The following is a 19,048-nucleotide window of genomic DNA, read 5'->3' on the forward strand; positions in this document are numbered from 1 at the left end:
TCCCGAGCGGCCAAAGGGATCAGACTGTAAATCTGACGGCTCTGCCTTCGCTGGTTCGAATCCAGCCCCCTCCACCATCTCTTTCTTATTAAATCATCTTTTTTCATTCTATCATTAAAGCTTTACCATTCTTGTTAAACCATAATCTTGCTGACTTATAATCTTCATAGTGGTTTTCAACAAGTTCCCAAAATAATTTGTTATGTGCCAGTACATGACAATGTGCTAGCTCATGAACAATGACATAATCAATCATATGCTTTGGTGCCCCTGCAAGAAGGCTGTTAAAAGTAAGCGCCTGTTTACTGCTACAACTCCCCCAGCGGCTTTTATATTCCCTGATTTTCACAGCTGAAACATGACAATTCATTTGCTTAGAAAATCGCTCTAAGCACAACTCTAAATAACTAGCGAGTAAGTCTGTCAGTAATTCAATTATCGCTCGCCTGAACTCAAGCCTCTCTTGGCGCAGCACTTCTGGTAAATATACAAAGCGGCTCTCATGATCTATTACAGGCTTGTTTATATCTGAAAATTCAATCTTGTAAACTGAACCAAAAACCAATAGTGAACTTGTGTGCAACGGTTTTTGTTTATTAGGCGCAAGCTCTAGTTTATGTCTTTGTGCGTGCACCCAGTCTTTTTTACTCTTTAGCCAATTTTCTAAAGCGACCTCACTCACATTATGGGGGGCTGTCACGACCACTTGCTCTGGTGTGACTTTAATTGCAACCGTCTTTCTTCGTTTACTAAGCTTTAATTGATAATCAAACATTTTTAAGAATTTTTTTTACTTCACATTCAAAGCCATAAAATTACTGCTACCTTTAGTGTAATAAGACTATAAAGGGGTTAATTTATGAAAGATAAACCTACTTGCCAATATCAATCTCCTGATGGTCATCGCTGCCAAGAAATTGATATGGGTTCTGGTCTTTGCTTTTGGCATGACGCAAAGTTCGATAAAAGTGGGCTTGAATTATCGCAAAAACTAGAGCGTTATGCCAAGCGTGGTGGACTTCTTCAAGGTTTGGAGTTGAAAAGAGCAAACCTAGAGGGCTTAAACCTTGTCAAACATAATGACCATACTGGTTACGACTTATCATATAGCAATTTTTATCGTGCAAATTTAAAAGGTGCGCACTTATTTAACAACAAAATTGAAAATGCCTCTTTAATGAAAGCAGATCTGCATGATGCCAATTTACATTGCTGTAAGCTTTCAAATTCCAACCTATTGGGCATAAAGCTAAACAATACTCGGATCGATAACATAGATTTAAGTGGTAAGTTACAGCAAGAAAATGAGGCAAGCTTAGCGGCCAAAGAGAAAAGAACAGAAGATGCCGCTGATTTCTTCTTACAATCTGAAGAGACATACCGCACACTTAGAAAAGGCGCTGAGCAACAAGGTCTTTTTGAAATGGCTGGTAATTATACCTACAAAGAGCTGCGTATGCGTCATTATCAATACCCAACTCATTCAAAAAAACGCTTTATGAGTGCAGCTGTTGACCTGCTCTGTGGTTATGGTGAAAAACCCGCTAATGTGATCCGTTTCAGCCTTTCCATGATTGTATTTTGCGCACTAATGTACTTTTTGTTTGGCATCAGTTATCAGGGTGAAGTACTTTCTATAAACTTTTCACAAAGCTTTTCTGACAATATAAGTGCACTGCTGAACAGTTTTTATTTCAGTGTGGTGACATTTACAACTCTGGGTTACGGAGACATAACCCCCATCGGATTTTCTCGTTTTATTGCTACGGTTGAAGCATTTACAGGTAGTTTCTCCTTGGCATTATTCGTCGTGGTCTTCGTAAAGAGAATGACGCGTTAATCGCGTCATTCTCTTATACAATATGCATCACTCATCTTTAGGCCAGTTAAATGGAATACTGGGAACAGTAAGCCCTCTTGCGGCCAAGGCTTCTGGTACTGTCAGGCTAGTATCTGAAGCGCTCCACAAATCGTTCGTAAATATTGAACTGCTATCTTCATCAGTGATGTCACCTAAAGCACCACTTAAATCTATATCAAATATGAAACTACCTGAGCCATCATAGTCACAACTTGTTGTCGGCGCATATTCAATATTGGCTCTATGATCAGTGCCTAAATACACACTTAAACTTGCATCGTACTCGAAGAATTGTCTTTGTGTTTTAGCAACGAGTGCATGGCTTGCACCTGGTCCCGCCCAATTACATATAAACCCTTGGATCCAACCGTCAGTGTCTGTGACTTGCTCACCATAACCAAAATGCGCTTCACCATTGTCTAAAGTTGTATCATTAAATCCTATATTAAATATCCGACTGTGAGAGTCGTTAACACCCGCTTGCCAAACATAGCTGTAACTACCAGCCAGAGAGGTTAAATCGAAGTCAGCACCTAAAATTGCAAAATTTTCGCTCCAACCATCGCTGTTTGAAGCGCTATACGTATTATCAACATCAACTAAACCATTACTGTTAAATACTCCAGTGGCACTATGACCGCATAAGGTGGCATTTCTTAATTGCAAGTTCATCTCATCAGCTTCTCTTTCATACGCGAGAGACGCTGCGAACGTACGTTCATTTTGACTGCAATTAAACCCTGGCCATTCTATACCCGACACCCCTTGCTTCCCTTCAACCGTGTATTGTAATAACCCGGTATATTCGGTTTCTTCTGAACTAGGCGTGTGCGACATTGAAATAGTAATTCGATAGTCATTGCCAGACACTTGATAGTCCATTTCTGCACTGTATGTCCAGGTATCTGAAACCAGAGAGATGTTTGCTGAATCGAAGCTAACGCTGGTTATCCCTTGGGCATTCATATAAGTAGTGAGATCAAGTGTTGCGCCCTCTTCCGGCAAAGATTCACCTTCGCTGTCTGCAACGCTGATAAAACTCGCAATAACCATTAACGCCATTTGTGTTTGTGATTCAACACCAGAAAGCAGTGCATTTACTTGCGATACGGCACAAGCGTTCCCACTGCTGTCTTCTGCAAGCCACAAACCCAAATCACCACTGGGCAATGTACCAGAACTACTGCCTGAGCCACTCGCTTCAGGATGCCCCTCATACATTAACTGGGGGCCGAAACAATCTGAGTTAATGCTAACTTGATAGAAGGAGGCAACATCAAACGCATCTGAAATTGCAAGCTCCCCGGCTAACACCTGCCCTATTTGCTCCGTTGCGGAAAAATAACTGGGGACAGTTGGGCCAAAGAGAGGTGTACTTGGCGCGTACTTTGGGCTGTTTTTTGCCTGTTTTTGCTGTGCACTGTCAGCAAAAGGTGAAGACACCATTAAACTAGTTGGGAAACGTAAAGCAACTTTAGGCGCTTCAGTTTCGTCATTTGTTGATTGTGTCGGCTCTGGGGCAGGTGTCATATTCTGACTATCTTCAGAGCTACTTGAACCGCAGCCGGATAGACATACTAAAGCAGATAAAACAGCGAGCAGGTAAGGTTTCATGCTACAAACTCCGTGATTGGCTTTAATAAAACGATTAGCAAAGCCTCAGAAAATTGCAAAACCCCTTTTAAAAAATTGTAGACATACTCATTGTAAATATGATCTAGATTGTATTTATTTCTCTTAGCCTTAGCAGCATCAAGTCAATATATTAGGCACAGAGAACTGACAATAACTTACTGTTTCTTACAATTCGAAGCGAGATTCTTTAACCTGCACTTTAAGTGATAAAAAGTCGCTACATGCGACTTTTTACTCTATTTGTTGCTGGACTATTGGCTGGATCATCCGGCCAAAAATGTTTTGGATAACGCCCTTTCATTTCTTTTTGCACGTCTTTGTAACTTGTACCCCAGAAATTTGCTAAGTCTTGCGTGAGCTGCAAAGGACGTTGCGCCGGGGATAATAACTCCATTAACAAAGGAAGTCGCCCTTCACACAGTCTTGGCGTTTCAAGCATGCCAAACACCTCTTGCATTCGAACGCTGAGTTTTGCAGGTCCTTCTTGTTGATAAGTGAGCTTTATATTAGACCCTGAAGGCACTTGTAATCTAATTGGCAGGAATTGTTCTAACACTTGCTGTTGAGGCCATTCTAAACAACTCATTAGTGCATCTTTAAGCGCGAGTTTAGTTAACGCGTCGAACTGCTTAACTTGCTCTAAATATGGATATAACCATGTTAAGTCTGCTATTAATGCATTCTCCGATAAATCACTGAATGTGTCAGGGTAAAACTTGCATGCTAGCTCAAAGCGAGTAAGTAACTGCTCACACTCACCGTATGATTTGAATAATGATAGACCTTGTTTAGCTATCAAACTTAACCATGCTTGCGTTCTTGCCTGTGTGTCAATTTCGGCTCTGCTTGGTTTGCTCGAAAGGATTATCTGCCCAAGTAGATCTCGGTCTTCATGAATAAACTTCTGCTGTTTTTCATTAAACTCGCAAACTGTTTGTTGGCTTATCAAGTATGGAAGATGGGCATTTAGCTCTTCAATATGTAAGGGAGTCGCACTAAACACCTGCATGCCCTTTTCCCCTCCCAAGGATACAATGGCTAAGTACTCAGCAACCGGCCAAACTTGCTCATTGACTTTGACACCTGCACCGTTTGCCATTAAGAAGCCTTGCCCTCTGCGTTTTGCAATACGATCGGGGTAAGCCAATGCAATAAGGAGTGGCACGGCAGATATAGGGAGCTCTGCAGGTTTTGTAATTTTAAGCCTTTTACACCAGTGCTGATACGCTTGCTTGAAGCTTGATGTTGGTTTAATTAGCATAGTAGACAGTGCAAGCACTACATCAGGGTTATGTTGTTTTCCTTGCTCCCATAAACTAACCAATGCACAAGCTAAAGCAGTAATATCAGGGATATCAACTTCAAGTTGTTGGGCTTTTAATAACATATGGGCGTGTCTTGGTTCAGTGCCAAAACTATGTATCTGAGCGCCTAATGGGGTTAACTTTCCGTTGGCATCCAAGACTTCTAACATCTGCAGTAATTGAGTCGCTTGCTCTTGTTGAGCTAACGAAGGCTGATCAAGTAATGGCAATGCTGACACTTCTGCTCCCCATACTTTGGCTTCGAGCATTAAGGCACTGATATCTGATGTTTTTATCTGGGGTAAATCGTGGGCTATGCGTCGGTCGAACTGGGCTTTTTCACCAAGTCTATAAACAACTCCCGGCTCAATACGCCCTGCACGCCCCGCCCTTTGCACCGCCGACGCTTTTGATATTGACTGTGTTTGAAGCTCACTCACACCGGTGTTCAAGTTATAAACCGCAGCGCGCTTTTTACCACTGTCTATCACTACACGAACGCCTTCGATGGTCAAAGACGTTTCGGCCACATTGGTGGTCAATACCACTTTTCTTCTTCCTTGCGATGCTGGAGCAATAGCGGCTTGCTGTTGTTGTTTATTTTGCTCGCCAAATAAGCTGACAACGTCAATATTGTCGCCCAATTCACCTAAATTTTGTGCCACAAAATTAATCTCTTTTTGGCCTGGAAGAAAGACCAAAATACTGCCAGATTGCTCTTCAATCGCTTTATGTATTACATTTGGAATGGCTGCTAACCACTCTCGCTCGTTGCGAAGTGGCACATACATTTCTTCGACAGGATAGCTTCGGCCCTCCGAGCGAATCAAAGGACATTGTAAAAACTGCTGGTAACGCTCAGAGTCTAATGTCGCAGACATGACTAAAATTTTAAGGTCATCTCTCAATGCGCTTTGGCTTTCTAACGATAAAGCCAACGCAGTATCCGCTTGTAATGAGCGCTCATGAAACTCATCAAAGATAAGTAGATCTATGCCATCTAATTCTGGGTCTTGCTGGATCATCCGTGTCAAAACACCTTCAGTGACAATTTCCAAACGTGTTCGGTGACTGACTTTCGCTTCTTGCTTTATTCTTAATCCGATTTGCTCGCCGACTTGTTCACCTAATTTTTGAGCTAAGAAATTAGCAATATTACGAGCCGCTAATCTGCGTGGCTCTAACATCACTATTTTCTTAAATTGCCCTGATAACAAGAGTTGTAAAGGCAACCAAGTTGATTTACCGGCACCTGGAGGGGCTTGTAGTAATACACTCGGGTGAGAAGATAAGGAGTCGGTCAGTTGTGAAAAAACAGATTCAATCGGCAGCACAGTTTCGCTCAATAAGATAAACTTTTTGTTTAGTTTATCATGGTATTGACGATCACCTCACGGTTTGAGATTGCCTTTAGGTTGCCTTGCTCTATTAGTTGCTTAGCATTATTAACAATATCTTCAGCCTCGAAAGCTTTATCAAGCTTTGCTTCTGTGATCCCAACCCATGCATTCCTGCCACCGTTTTTCGCCAAATATAAGCATAAATCAGCAAGCTCGATAGTTTGCTCCCAGTCAAGTGAAGCCGAGTTTCTTTGCAATGGAAATGGCGTAAAGCCAAATGAAGCGGTAACCGGAATTCGAATGTTATTATCTTTAAATTCAAAAGATTCTATATTGGCTCTTATCCGCTCTAGGATTTCTGCAGCTGCATCACGCGAGATATTAGGCATTAATAGTAAAAACTCTTCACCACCCCAACGAATAATGACATCATTTTGCCTAATCGTTTGTTTTAGCACTGTTACAAAAGACTTTAGAACTGTATCACCTGCGCTGTGCCCATAGGTATCATTGACTCGCTTAAAGAAGTCGATATCAATTAAACACATAATGGTTGACTCAGTCATCATCTCAGTGGGTAAATATTCGTCAATGTGAGTGAATAAGAAGTGACGATTATAGGCCCCAGTCAGACTGTCTGTATAACTCAATACTTGAAGCTGTTTATTTCTAATTGCAAGCTCTTGGGTACGCTGAGCAACTTGCTGCTCAAGCATTTTCAACGTACGTTTGTTTTGCCAGCGCCAATACATAAAAAATAGCAATGTAAAAAACAACACCACAAGTAATATCACTCGCTGTTGTAATAAAGCGGTGTTTTCTATTGCTTGCATCTGTTGCGTTATCTGCTGCTCTTTTAGGGCATTATCTTTTTCGAGTAAAGACAACTGCTGCCTTTGCTGATCAAAGTCAAACCTTGCCTCAAACTGCAGTAACTTATTATTTCTTTTTTGCAGGTCTAATGCCTTTTGCGTGAATGCATAGCGCTTCAGATATAAATGCGCCCATTGGTAATCTTGGATTTGAGCGAAACTGGCAGCCAGAGTATGTTGTAATTGTGCTTGCTCTTCTAAAAAACGTGTGTGAAATGTGCTTTGTAGACCATCTTGTGCGGTTAAAATCGCTTTAGCAAATAAACCAGCTTGTAGGTATGTCTTCGCTTGAAGTACTTTAACCATTAACTTGGTATGATGAAATTGACTGTCGGAGTTGTACAGACTGATTTGATCAATCAAATCCTGTGCGGCAATGTGCTCACCCATTTCTAACTTTACTTTGGCTTTTTCAATCAGCAACTCAATGTAAATCGACTTGCTCATATTAGGTTTGTCTAGCGCATCATCTAGCACATACAATGTTTGCAAATAACTTCCTTGACTAAAATAGATCCTCGCCTTCCAAAGACAGATTTTAGCCCTCAAGATACTGACCTTTGGCAACTGATTCTCCAGAAGAGCTATCTTATCCATTTTTTCTAATGCTTGTTTATAGCGCTCTAACGATACCTCTAGATGAACAATTGAAAGGTAAACACTGATCAATAAAGCTGGATCGGCCAGCTCCATGGCGATATCTAGCGCCTGTTGATTAAGCGCTAAGCTCTCTTTGTAGTCACCGTAACGGTGTTTAAGTAATGCCACCAATAATAATGCTTCAGCTTGAACTATAGTGTTGTTTGCAGAAGCCGCTTCTTGCTCTAGCGTCTTCAGATTTGGCAATAACTTTAAATCGTATGTAGCCAATACGGCTTTTTTATATACCTCAAGTTTTGCGGGTAGCTCAGCAAAGCTTTTGGTTTGAAATTTAGACACAGATGTTTTACTGGAAGATTCAAAACAGAAGAAGAAAAGAAATAACGCAATAAGCTGAGAAGTATATTTAATCATTGCAATCCCGGATTGAGCATTTGGATGTTAATCGTTTGCCAATCCGTGACTTTCTCATTAATGAAACCTGACTGTTTCAACGCTTTTTCTATTGTGCCATTTGTTCTCAATATGCCGAGGCCTTTATTCAACGCCTGAAATACGGCGCGACCTTCTGGGTGACGTTTACTTACGACAAAATGTCTAGAATCTGGCAAAAATACCTTAATATTATTGATCGGTACATATAGCCGATTTTCAAAATTTAGTTCTAAACTACTACTGACACTAAAATTGATCAGCATAGCATCAACCACACTGGTCTCTACCATTTCCAACATGGTTTCCCAAGGGCCAATAAAACTAACAATGTTTAAGTCGGTATTATGAAGTGCACGCCAATCTACCTTCCATCTGGGGTTTGCAACCACGGTTAAGTTTTCTAGCTGAGCTTTAGCTAAATTGTGGAGATGCACGTTTCGCTTGGCAACATATAAACCCGCTTCGTATTCTCCAAATTTGACTAAGGGCGTGCTCACATACAGTGACCCTCGATAATTGAGAATATCTTCATGCCATACAGAGCGAGCCAGAACCAGACTGTCTCCAGCAATTAAGTCCGAATATTCTAAGATATTAATAGAAGGCTTGGGATTAAACACAATAGGTCTATCAATGCCTCCAAGTTTCAACGCTTGTTGCAAAAGGATCATTTCGATGATTTCTATATGTGATCCTTTTGTTGTGGCATGAAAGTCTTTGACGTCATAAGGGGAGCGACCATTTAAAAAACTTTGATAACGCTGCGTAAAGTTTTCACTTTGCATAATATCGACCACCAAGGGCGTTTGTGAAAAACACCAGCTAGGAAGTAAAAGAAAAAAAGTTAGAACACAAAACCGCATACACACCGCACCACAAAGTAAAGTGCACTACTATGCACTTTTTCTGAACATTATATGAGCGAGAGTATTTATAGCAACAAATTTAATGCAAAAGGATGAACTTAACTAGACTTAAAAGAACAAAAAATTTACAAAAAGAACGATTTAAGGCACTAAAAAAGATTTTGATAAACGCAAAACTTGCCCTGGATAGTACCATTCCAACACACACTAAATACTAAAATCACTGATTCTTCATCAGTGTTTTAATCCTTTTGAGATAGATGCTATTATCGGCGAAAATAGTCTATCAGTGCTGTAATCATGGAAAAATACGAAGAGCTACTCGTCTCAATCAGAAAAGTCATCCGTGCGATTGACTTGCATTCTAAGCAATTAAACAAATCATCGGGTCTAACAGGTCCACAGTTACTTATTATGCAAGAAATTGCGCGAGTTAAAGGTGTGACGGCGAGTCAGGTTGCCAAACAAATTAACCTCAGTGCAGCAACGGTAACGAACATTTTAGATAGACTTGAAAACCGCGGCTTGATCCAACGAGTTAGAAGCTCTGAAGACAAACGACGCGTTGGGTTGTTTTTATCTGAAGATGGTAAGACAGCATTAATTGATGCACCACAACCTCTACAAGAGCACTTTATCCAAAAGTTTTGTCAGCTAGAAGAATGGGAACAATCCTTATTACTTTCCTCTATGCAACGTATTGCTTCTATGATGGATGCAACAGAAATCGATGCTGCACCTGTGCTTGAAATTGATCCGATGCACCTCAGCAGCCAAAAACAAACTGAAGCAGAATAAGCCTTTTAATCAAAGGCAGTAATTTTGTATTACCACCCTTCTGATTATACCAATCCTCTTAATTAAGTGATCTACTTTGAGGATTGGTATTATTACTCAGCTAACTTTTTAAACCAGAGATTCAAAGACTTAAATTCATCTTCAATTCGATTGTTATTAGTTAGCCGTCCACCAAACTCATATTTTTGCTGCGAAAATATCTTGTTGACTGGTAAAGAGGTCGCCAAACATAAGGTATAAACGTATTTTATATCTTGCTGTTGTAAAAACTGCTTAACTTTGTTTAAAAGCGCAGATGCTATGCCTTGATTCTGAAATTGCGTCATCACGCCAAGATCGTAAATACGCGCATTGCTGGTGTCTGTATCTAACTCTACGCGCAAGCAACCAACAATAACGCCCATATAATCAGCGCAGTAGTATTGCACACCATTATTCATACTCGTCTTAATGAACTCTTCGTTACTCACAGGAGATGAGTAATTGGTATAAACATGCCCATATAATTTACTCAAAGCACGAATATCGGTGAGATTACAACTTCTGAATTGAACCGGCTCGTTAAACTTTCCCGGATGCCAAGGGTTAGCTTTTAAGGCCTCGGCAACGATTTCATCGTATTGTTGACTGAATTCACTTTGCTCACGATTTTTATCTAAAAAGTAAGAAATAAATACCGCATCTTCGCTTCCGAAATAACCTGGCACAGTCGCTTCAATCTTATAGCCTTTTTTCAAAAACGATACCAATTGTGAGTCTTTTACTTTTGCGATTATCTTGCCATAACCTTGAGCCAAAGCGACTTGAACTAATGCGTCATGGAAAGTATTTGGGGTTTTTATCGTCGAGTCAGTCACATAAATTCTGCTATTTAACTGACCATGGCGGATTTGATTAAATTCAACAATTTCATCACAGTCGTAATAACTACTTGCTACGGCTGACATGATCTCTCCATAAATAGGTTAATGCGAGAAAACACTTACTAAATACAAACCATTGTCGAAAATAATTTGATTTAAAACTTTAAAACGCACACACACCCGCACATCCAATTAAGGTTATTTGTTAATATTCAATACTTTATAAATTCAACTTAGGAGGGTGTGTCGCTACAAAGTGGCTTTCAAATACTTTGTATTCAAAGCATATTAACAATTATTAGAACTCGAATCAAATTACAAATCACCAAGAACACAAGCCACATAAGCACTGTTACAGCCTATATCTTCAACAAAAACCCAGTAAATTTGAAAATAGCACCATAAAAAATGCCCCTATCCTCGATTTAAAACAACTTAATCGATGTGAAAACCAGTGAAAAGCCACAGGAACAAATCATTTTAACTATAAATTTAACTACTCAAACAAAAATAATTAAAACCAAACATAAAAAATAGAAACCAATAAAAAACAACAATTTAAAACACATCAATTGATAAGCACAAAGAGCAAAAACCAATACAAGCTTGAAAAATTACTTAGAACTCTATAGGATTTATTTTAATTGAACGGTCAATTAATAAAAAGTTATGCCAAAAGTAGGAATGGAACCGATACGTCGCCAACAACTCATTGAAGCAACGTTAGAGTCGGTCGCAGAAGTGGGCTTACATGCCACTACCATAAACAGCATTAGTAAGAGAGCGGGCTTATCCTCAGGGATCATTAGCCATTACTTTGGAGGCAAACAAGGTCTTATCGAGGCGACAGTTCGCTTTTTATTAAATAGTTTGAAAACCAGTTTGATCAGTAAAACTCAGCAACCTTGCTCTGCTGAAGAACGGTTAATGTTTATTGTTGAGGCTAACTTTTCAGTTATTCAACAACAAACCAGTAGCACAAAAACTTGGTTAAGCTTTTGGGCGCAATCAATGCATGATGAGCAATTGCACCGTTTACAAACCGTAAATGCAAAACGCTTATACAGTAACCTAGCTTTTTCTTTCAAAGCATTAATGCCAGAACACGATGCTAAACGCGCAGCTAAATTAGCGGCGGGTATGATCGATGGCTTATGGCTGAGGGCTGTTTTAAGTAAGGCCTCAGAGCAAGAATTTAAGCAAGCTGAGCAGCTTGCAAAACATTATGTGTCTTCCCTCATTTCATCTTGTGGAGCTTAAAAATGACCACACCTGTTTATCAAAATTTTATCCATGGCCAATTTGTGCCGAACCAAAGCAAAGAAACGTTTGCTGTGAAAAACCCTGCAACTGACGAAGTTATGTATCATGTCGAAATTGCAGATGAGTCAATTCAAGAAAAAGCCATTGCCAGTGCTCGCGAAGGTTTTGCAGTTTGGTCAGCAATGGCCCCTATCGAAAGAACTAGAATTCTAAACAAAGCCGTTTATTTATTACGTGAGCGTAACGACGAGCTAGCTAAAATTGAAGTATTAGACACAGGTAAACCAATTCAAGAAGCGGATTGTGTCGACATTCAAACTGGCGCTGATGTAATTGAATACTTCGCAGGTCTTGCACCAACACAAGTCGGTACACAACAACCCGTTGGTAACGACTTTTTCTATACTCGCAAAGAGCCTTTAGGTATTTGTGCAGGTATCGGCGCATGGAACTACCCACTACAAATTGCTTGTTGGAAATCAGGCCCCGCTCTTGCTGCTGGTAACGTTTTGATCTTTAAGCCATCAGAAGAAACACCTCTTGGTGCAATTAAATTGGCTGAAATCTTCATTGAAGCGGGTATGCCTGCAGGTGTATTCAACGTCGTGCAAGGTGCTGCAGAAGTCGGACAATGGCTGACAACACATCCAGAGATCGAAAAAGTATCGTTCACTGGCGAAGTTGGCACAGGTAAAAAAGTCATGCAGAGCGCAGCATCGAACTTAAAAGATGTGACCATGGAACTTGGCGGCAAATCACCTTTAATCGTATTTGATGACGCCGATATCACAGAAGCTGTAAGTGCGGCCATGTTGGGTAATTTTTACACCCAGGGCGAGATCTGTACTAACTGTACTCGTGTGTATGTACACAAATCGGTTTATACGCAATTTGTTGACCAGCTTAAAGCGCGCACTGAAGCAAATATTATCGCAGGAGATCCCCTTGATCCTAATGTAAATCTGGGCGCGCTTATTTCTAAAAAGCACCAAGATTTGGTGCTGAATTACATCGAAAAAGGCAAAGCCGAAGGTGCCACTTTATTAACAGGTGGTCATGCCTTATCGCCTGAGTCAGCCCCGAACGGTTACTTCGTTGCACCGACTATTTTCACAGACTGTACTGACGACATGACCATTGTCAAAGAAGAAATCTTTGGTCCAGTTATGAGCGTGTTAGTTTTCGAAGATGAAGCTGATGTGATCAACCGCGCTAACAACACAGAGCTAGGGTTAGGCGCCGGTGTATTTAGTCAAAATATTCAACGTGCACACCGTGTTATCCACCAGCTTAAGGCCGGTATTTGTTGGATAAATAGCTATGGCAACTCCCCTGCCGAAATGCCAGTTGGCGGTTACAAACAATCAGGTATTGGTCGCGAAAATGGCATCGAGACTTTAAATAGCTACACACAAACCAAGTCGGTTTATGTGGGTATGAGTCAAATCGAAAGCACATTTTAGGAGACTAACATGCAGTACGATTACATCATCGTCGGTGCAGGCTCTGCGGGCTGTGTGCTGGCAAATCGCCTTTCAGCGGATGCAAAAAACAAGGTGCTATTACTAGAAACCGGTGGCTCTGATAAGAGTATTTTTATCAAAATGCCGACGGCGCTGTCTATTCCGATGAATACTGATAAGTATGCATGGCAATTTCATACTGAGGCAGAACCTTATTTAGACAACCGAAAAATGCACTGCCCACGCGGTAAAGTGTTAGGTGGGTCGTCCTCAATTAATGGCATGGTGTACGTGAGAGGTCACGCCAAAGACTTTGATGAGTGGCAAGCGCACGGCGCACAAGGCTGGGATTACCAAGCCTGCTTGCCCTATTTCAAAAAAGCTGAGAGCTGGTATCAAGGTGAGAATACCTATCGTGGTGGCACCGGTGAACTGGGCGTCAACAACGGTAATGAAATGAAAAACCCGCTTTATAGCACCTTTATAGAGGCGGGCGCTCAAGCCGGATACCCAGTGACAAATGACTACAACGGTGAGCAGCAAGAAGGCTTTGGCCCTATGCACATGACGGTAAAAGACGGCGTGCGTAGTTCAACCTCTCGCGAGTATTTAGACCCAATTAAACATCGCAGCAATTTAACTGTGGTCACAGGTGCCCTTGTCAGCAAGGTGTGTTTGCTCAATAAAAAAGCCACAGGCGTTGAATATCGTATTAATGACAAAGTATTCCAAGCGGATGCGAGTAAAGAAGTCATATTAAGCGCGGGCCCAATAGGCTCTCCTCATATTCTGCAATTATCTGGTATCGGTGAACGCAAAGCCTTAGAAAATGCGGGTATCGAAGTTAAGCATGAGTTGCCGGGAGTCGGTAAAAACTTACAAGATCACCTTGAGTTTTACTTTCAATACAAGTGTAAAAAGCCAATTACTTTAAACGGTAAACTTGGCTTGATTTCAAAGGGCTTGATCGGCACTGAATGGGTATTGAATAAGTCAGGGCTTGGCATTACAAACCACTTTGAATCTTGTGCTTTTATACGCTCAAAAGCCGGTATTGAGTGGCCTGATATTCAATATCACTTTTTGCCAGCGGCGATCCGTTACGATGGTAAGTCTGCATTTGATGGTCATGGTTTCCAAGTGCACGTTGGGCATAACAAACCTAAGAGTCGTGGTAGTGTGACAATTCAGTCAAGTGACCCGCTGGTACCACCAAAAATTCAATTTAATTACTTGCAACACCAAGATGACATTGAAGGCTTTAGAGCGTGCGTTCGCCTTACGCGAGAGATCATCTCTCAACCTGCCTTTGATGAGTATCGTGATGGCGAAATTCAACCTGGTGAACATATTCAAACTGATGAACAGATTGATGAGTTTGTTCGACAAGCCGTTGAGAGTGCCTACCACCCTTCTTGTTCATGCAAGATGGGCGAAGATGAGATGGCCGTTGTGAACTCACAAACTCAAGTTCACGGTATTCAGGGCCTGCGAGTGGTGGACTCTTCCATTTTTCCAACTATTCCAAATGGCAATTTGAATGCACCGACTGTCATGGTCGCTGAAAAAGCCGCAGATATGATTTTAGGTAACGCGCCATTAGCACCTATGAATGCCAAGGTGCATTTACATGAAGATTGGCGTAACAAGCAAAGATAAAAAGAATCACACAGGTGCACTTAATTGCTGCACCTTGCTGTCATGGTGTGCCGTTTAGGTTGAATGAGAGCAACGACATATAACAATCATAACGGGAGAAAATATGAGTTATTTCTACTTATTTTGGGAGGGTGACAATGACCTTATGGCTTAGTGCGGGCATTTTATTTACCCTACTTTCAATTGCTTTCATTATTTACAAATGGGGCAACGTCGAAGTGGTCGGTGTTACACCGGTCAAAACCTTTACCTTTATTGCTATCTTGTTTACTTCAGGCCTAGATGTTGGCTTAGTGATGTTTCCTCTCACTGAGTTTGCAGGTTATGCAGACATAAACGCAAGCCCAGAATATGGCTTCACAAACCCACTTGCTATCGAGTTTGGTTTTTGGGGCTTTTTGATCTGGGGATTCTACTTCCTTACCTGCTTTTATTTCTGTGTAATTGAACCTAAAGTAAAGTTCTTCGAGATCCCAATCGTTAAACTACTTAATAATGTTGTGATCATAGGCACCTGTGCGTTTACCGCATACCTATTACTTTCAAACCTGCCATGGTACTTACCGAGCATGGGTGATGGTGAGTCGATCATTCCGACTTTCTATCTCATTGTATTTGCAGCCATCGCATTTGCCGTTTACTCAAGCACAGACATTAAATATGTGCGCTTTTTAAGTATTACTACTACTTGGGTATTCATTGGTTTAATTGGGTTAATGTGGGCCAATGCTTTCGTATTTGGTGACAGTGCGATTTCGGGTTACTTCAATAACTTTGCTTTGATCGGCGACTATTTTGCCAACATGCATCAGTTTGTATTACCAATTAATGATTACCATGAGTTTTACTTATTCTGGTGGTTTGCTTGGAGCATCATGATCGGTCAATTTACTTCACGTTTCGTGGGTGGACTAAAGACCTATCAAGTACTCGCTGCGATGTTGATATTCCCATCAATTCCAATTGCGGCTTGGTTTGCAGTGCTTTATCACTACCATGAAGCTGGCATTGCAACAGATGGCCTAGTGAATTTTGCCATGGTGTTTGTTGGTATTGTATTTGTGATCAACTCTCTCGATTCGCTTGTCCGTTTATATACAGATAATTTGGGGATCACAGTTCAAAAACTTGGTAAAGCAAAATACATCGCGCTTAACATCGCCGCGCTGTCTCTGCTGACCCTGCTATTCAAACTAAACTTTTTACAGATCCAATGGGTTGGCGCCATTGTGATCGGCATTTTCTTCGCCTGTTTTGGTTACATCTTGGTGCAAAAATACAAAGCCGTAGCCAATATTGAAGGTTCACCAAAAGAAAATGAAATCGACTATACAAAAATAGAAACAGTAAGCTAATTATGACAACAATGATTAAAACATCTCTTATTTCTCTCGCGCTATGCTCAAATTTGGCAATGGCAGATTGGAGTACAACCGTTACTGGCGCATCTGATTATACTTTCAATGGTGTTAGCCAAACTGATAACGGACCTGCTATTCAAGCGAGTCTTGATAAAGCATTCGATAATGGCGTATATGCTGGCTCTTGGGCATCGAATGTCGATTTTGGTACCGACACTAACTTAGAGTGGGACTTCTATGTAGGCCGCTACGCTGAATTAAACAGCCAATGGAGCATTGATTATGGTATCGCGTATTACACGTATCATGGTGAAAGCGCTTCTAGCGACGGTAACTACCCTGAAGTATACGCCAAGTTCGGTTTTAACAATGAGCTAGGTAATACCGAGTTTAACTTCTGGTATAGCTGGGATTATTTTGGAACAGATGCGGGCCATACGATTGCGATGGTGGCACACACCGTTGAGCTTGCGCCAAACCACAACTTAAGAGCCAGCTTTGATATCTCAAACTCTTTAGATGGTGATAAATATAGTTGGCAAGCAACTGATAAGTCTTACCATCACTATCGTTTAGCGTATCAAACAAGCTACGAAGGTTTTAATATTGAGGTGGCAGCTGAAAACACCAACCTAGATTGGGATACAGCTGATGAACGTATCGTGCTGTCAGTAGCAAGAACATTCTCTTTATAAGAGAGTTTCAAACTAAAAGGGTGACATTATGTCACCCTTTTTAACACCCGAAAGCACTTATTAATCTCTCTTCTTTCATTTTAAGGCAGTGCTTGTCCTCTCGCGCTAACGAAGAGGCTATACCATTCATCTCTGGTCAGCTCAAAATCGAGTGCCATGGTCGCACCTTTTATTCTATCTAAATTAGTTGTGCCAATAACAGGTTGTATATTACTCGGGTGCTTTAATAGGAATGCCAGTAAAATCGCTTCTGGTGTTGCATGGTGTGATTCTGCCAATTCAAAGATAAGTTTAGTAGTTTGTCTCGTCACATGACACTCTGACTGCAAACCTTGCTCTGAGAACCGACCTTTAGCTAAACATCCCCAAGCTTGGAGTTGTATCCGCTCATTTTGGCAATACTCTAAAGTACCACTTACAAAGTCCACCTGATGGTTACCCGCACTGCCCACCATGACACCGTCATTGAGCCAATCCAGCTTCCCTAAACTCATTTCGATTTGGTTTGCGATTATCGGCAGTTCTAGATGTTTCTGTATATATGAAATCTGATGATGACTCATATTAGAAACCGCAAAATGGTTGACCTTGCCTGCTGATTTTAATTCTAATAATGTCTCAGCCAACTCTTCAACTTGCATTAAAGGGTCTGGTCTGTGCAGCATTAAAATGTCTAAGTACTCTGTATTTAAACGTCTTAAACTGCCTTCAACTGAGTGTTTGATCCACTTCTCAGAAAAGTCATACCGGCCAGGTAAAACCCCTTCTTTAAAACGGATCCCGCATTTAGATTGCAGTATCATGTTTTCTCTCAGTTCAGGCTTTTTCTTTAACACTTCACCAAAAACTTGCTCAGCTTTACCATTTCGATAGATATCAGCATGGTCGAAGAAATTAATACCATAAGCCATAGCCGCTTCTATCACAGAATGCGCTTGTGAGATATCTTTATTCATAATCGAAGAATTATCCCACTCACCGCCTAACCCCATGCACCCGTATGCAATGCGACTAGATTGAGGGTAATATTTTTGAAGTGGTAAAGTCTGTTTCGTCATCAAGTTACCTTAATTTGTTTTTAGTCTCTTTAGTTTATTGTTCTGTGCCATGAATAAAAGGGTATAATTAAGAAAACATTGTTTTATATAGCAAACAATAATATCTATGAACGAACATAAACGTGTTGAGTTGCTGATGCTATTTTTAACACTAGCAGAACAACTTAGCTTTACAAAAGCCGCTGAGCAGTTAGGGATCTCTAAAGGTTATCTTTCTGAAAAAATAAAACAGCTTGAAACCCATTTAAAAACGCCTTTAGTTATAAGAACAACGCGTAGTGTCAAACTCACCGCCCAAGGCGTTCATGTTTATGAACAAGCATTGCGAATAAGAACCCAGTTGTTTGATATAGAAAAAACCACTGACTCGCAACAAGTTGCTGGGGTTATAAGACTCACTGCGCCAAAAATGTTTGCGAGCACCTTTCTTTTCGACATTTGCCATAAGTTTAAACAACAGCACCCGAATATTGAGTTTATGATTAACTCAAGTTACCGAACGTTTAATTTAAACCAACAAGATTTTGATTTGGCTTTTCGTGCCACCTCATCACCGCCAGATAACATGGTTGCCAATAAACTGTTCGACTATGAGCATGTCATTGTTGCCTCACCGAGATATCTGAAATCAAGTGGCCCAATAGACTCGCTTGTTGATTTAGAAAACCACCATTGCCTGACAGTGACTGAGCAAACCATCTGGCCTTTTGCTTCCCAGCAAGTAAACATCAATGGTTGGCTATCTAGTAACGACAATCACATGTTAAAGCGCTCAGCTCAACAAGGCGGTGGGCTTTTCAGGATCGCGAATTATTTCGTTAAAGATGAACTAGATTCAGGTCAGCTCGTTGAAGTGTTACAACAAGAGAAAATAAAAAACAGTGGCGGGCTTTATATGCTCTACCCTCAGCTCATTTACCCGCCTTACAAACTGAGAGTATTTATCGATTTTGTGAAAGCTTATTTTCAATAAGC

Annotated in this window: 15 protein-coding genes; 8 read left to right on the forward strand and 7 right to left on the reverse strand. The window is 40.8% G+C overall.

The window, feature by feature from the left end; translation table 11 throughout:
• Positions 1 to 103: 103 nt before the first annotated feature.
• A complete protein-coding gene (locus AC1HJP_RS10070) occupies positions 104 to 775 on the reverse strand; it encodes a M48 family metallopeptidase (protein WP_480361691.1) in 672 nt (223 codons plus the stop codon).
• 84 nt (positions 776 to 859) lie between these two features.
• Here AC1HJP_RS10070 and AC1HJP_RS10075 point away from each other — a divergent pair, with 84 nt between their 5' ends.
• Positions 860 to 1,840: an ion channel gene (locus tag AC1HJP_RS10075; protein WP_480361692.1), complete on the forward strand. Its 981-nt coding sequence runs from the start codon at positions 860 to 862 to the stop codon at positions 1,838 to 1,840.
• Positions 1,841 to 1,867: 27 nt separating this feature from the next.
• On the opposite strand, the gene AC1HJP_RS10080 is transcribed toward AC1HJP_RS10075, so the two are convergent.
• The 4 genes from AC1HJP_RS10080 to AC1HJP_RS10095 form a co-directional block, all read right to left on the reverse strand.
• Positions 1,868 to 3,475, reverse strand: a complete 1,608-nt coding sequence (locus AC1HJP_RS10080) for a hypothetical protein (protein ID WP_480361693.1) — start codon at positions 3,473 to 3,475, stop codon at positions 1,868 to 1,870.
• A 238-nt stretch (positions 3,476 to 3,713) separates the two neighbouring features.
• Positions 3,714 to 6,134, reverse strand: a complete 2,421-nt coding sequence (hrpB, locus tag AC1HJP_RS10085) for an ATP-dependent helicase HrpB (RefSeq protein ID WP_480361849.1) — start codon at positions 6,132 to 6,134, stop codon at positions 3,714 to 3,716.
• 29 nt (positions 6,135 to 6,163) lie between these two features.
• A complete protein-coding gene (locus AC1HJP_RS10090) occupies positions 6,164 to 8,026 on the reverse strand; it encodes a tetratricopeptide repeat-containing diguanylate cyclase (protein ID WP_480361694.1) in 1,863 nt (620 codons plus the stop codon).
• Positions 8,023 to 8,832 (reverse strand): hypothetical protein, encoded by an 810-nt coding sequence (locus AC1HJP_RS10095; protein ID WP_480361695.1) that lies wholly within the window; start codon positions 8,830 to 8,832, stop codon positions 8,023 to 8,025. The genes AC1HJP_RS10090 and AC1HJP_RS10095 overlap by 4 nt, the downstream gene beginning before the upstream one ends.
• Positions 8,833 to 9,213: 381 nt before the next feature.
• Between AC1HJP_RS10095 and AC1HJP_RS10100 the strand changes: the two genes are divergently transcribed.
• The gene (locus AC1HJP_RS10100; RefSeq protein ID WP_349285918.1) at positions 9,214 to 9,711 is read left to right on the forward strand and encodes a MarR family winged helix-turn-helix transcriptional regulator; all 498 of its coding nucleotides are present in this window, start codon (positions 9,214 to 9,216) and stop codon (positions 9,709 to 9,711) included.
• Positions 9,712 to 9,803: 92 nt separating this feature from the next.
• Here the strand turns inward: AC1HJP_RS10100 and ablB are convergent, their stop codons facing one another.
• Positions 9,804 to 10,658 carry a putative beta-lysine N-acetyltransferase gene (gene ablB, locus AC1HJP_RS10105; RefSeq protein WP_480361696.1) on the reverse strand — a complete coding sequence of 285 codons (855 nt, stop codon included), beginning with the start codon at positions 10,656 to 10,658 and terminating at the stop codon, positions 9,804 to 9,806.
• Positions 10,659 to 11,243: 585 nt separating this feature from the next.
• On the opposite strand from ablB, the gene betI reads away from it, so the two are divergent.
• The 5 genes from betI (at position 11,244) to AC1HJP_RS10130 (ending at position 17,015) form a co-directional block, all read left to right on the forward strand.
• Complete coding sequence (gene betI / locus AC1HJP_RS10110) at positions 11,244 to 11,834, forward strand: transcriptional regulator BetI (protein WP_480361697.1); 591 nt, start codon at positions 11,244 to 11,246, stop codon at positions 11,832 to 11,834.
• 2 nt (positions 11,835 to 11,836) lie between these two features.
• Positions 11,837 to 13,300, forward strand: coding sequence for a betaine-aldehyde dehydrogenase (betB, locus tag AC1HJP_RS10115; protein ID WP_480361698.1), 1,464 nt, complete (start codon positions 11,837 to 11,839; stop codon positions 13,298 to 13,300).
• Between the two features lie 9 nt (positions 13,301 to 13,309).
• Positions 13,310 to 14,959, forward strand: a complete 1,650-nt coding sequence (gene betA / locus AC1HJP_RS10120) for a choline dehydrogenase (RefSeq protein WP_480361699.1) — start codon at positions 13,310 to 13,312, stop codon at positions 14,957 to 14,959.
• A gap of 137 nt (positions 14,960 to 15,096) precedes the next feature.
• Positions 15,097 to 16,314 (forward strand): BCCT family transporter, encoded by a 1,218-nt coding sequence (locus AC1HJP_RS10125; RefSeq protein WP_480361700.1) that lies wholly within the window; start codon positions 15,097 to 15,099, stop codon positions 16,312 to 16,314.
• Between the two features lie 2 nt (positions 16,315 to 16,316).
• Positions 16,317 to 17,015 carry a TorF family putative porin gene (locus AC1HJP_RS10130; RefSeq protein WP_480361701.1) on the forward strand — a complete coding sequence of 233 codons (699 nt, stop codon included), beginning with the start codon at positions 16,317 to 16,319 and terminating at the stop codon, positions 17,013 to 17,015.
• Positions 17,016 to 17,095: 80 nt separating this feature from the next.
• On the opposite strand, the gene AC1HJP_RS10135 is transcribed toward AC1HJP_RS10130, so the two are convergent.
• Positions 17,096 to 18,073, reverse strand: coding sequence for an aldo/keto reductase (locus AC1HJP_RS10135; protein WP_480361702.1), 978 nt, complete (start codon positions 18,071 to 18,073; stop codon positions 17,096 to 17,098).
• A gap of 106 nt (positions 18,074 to 18,179) precedes the next feature.
• On the opposite strand from AC1HJP_RS10135, the gene AC1HJP_RS10140 reads away from it, so the two are divergent.
• Positions 18,180 to 19,046, forward strand: coding sequence for a LysR family transcriptional regulator (locus tag AC1HJP_RS10140; protein WP_480361703.1), 867 nt, complete (start codon positions 18,180 to 18,182; stop codon positions 19,044 to 19,046).
• Positions 19,047 to 19,048 lie beyond the last annotated feature (2 nt).

The organism is Pseudoalteromonas sp. NFXS53, from assembly GCF_056629255.1.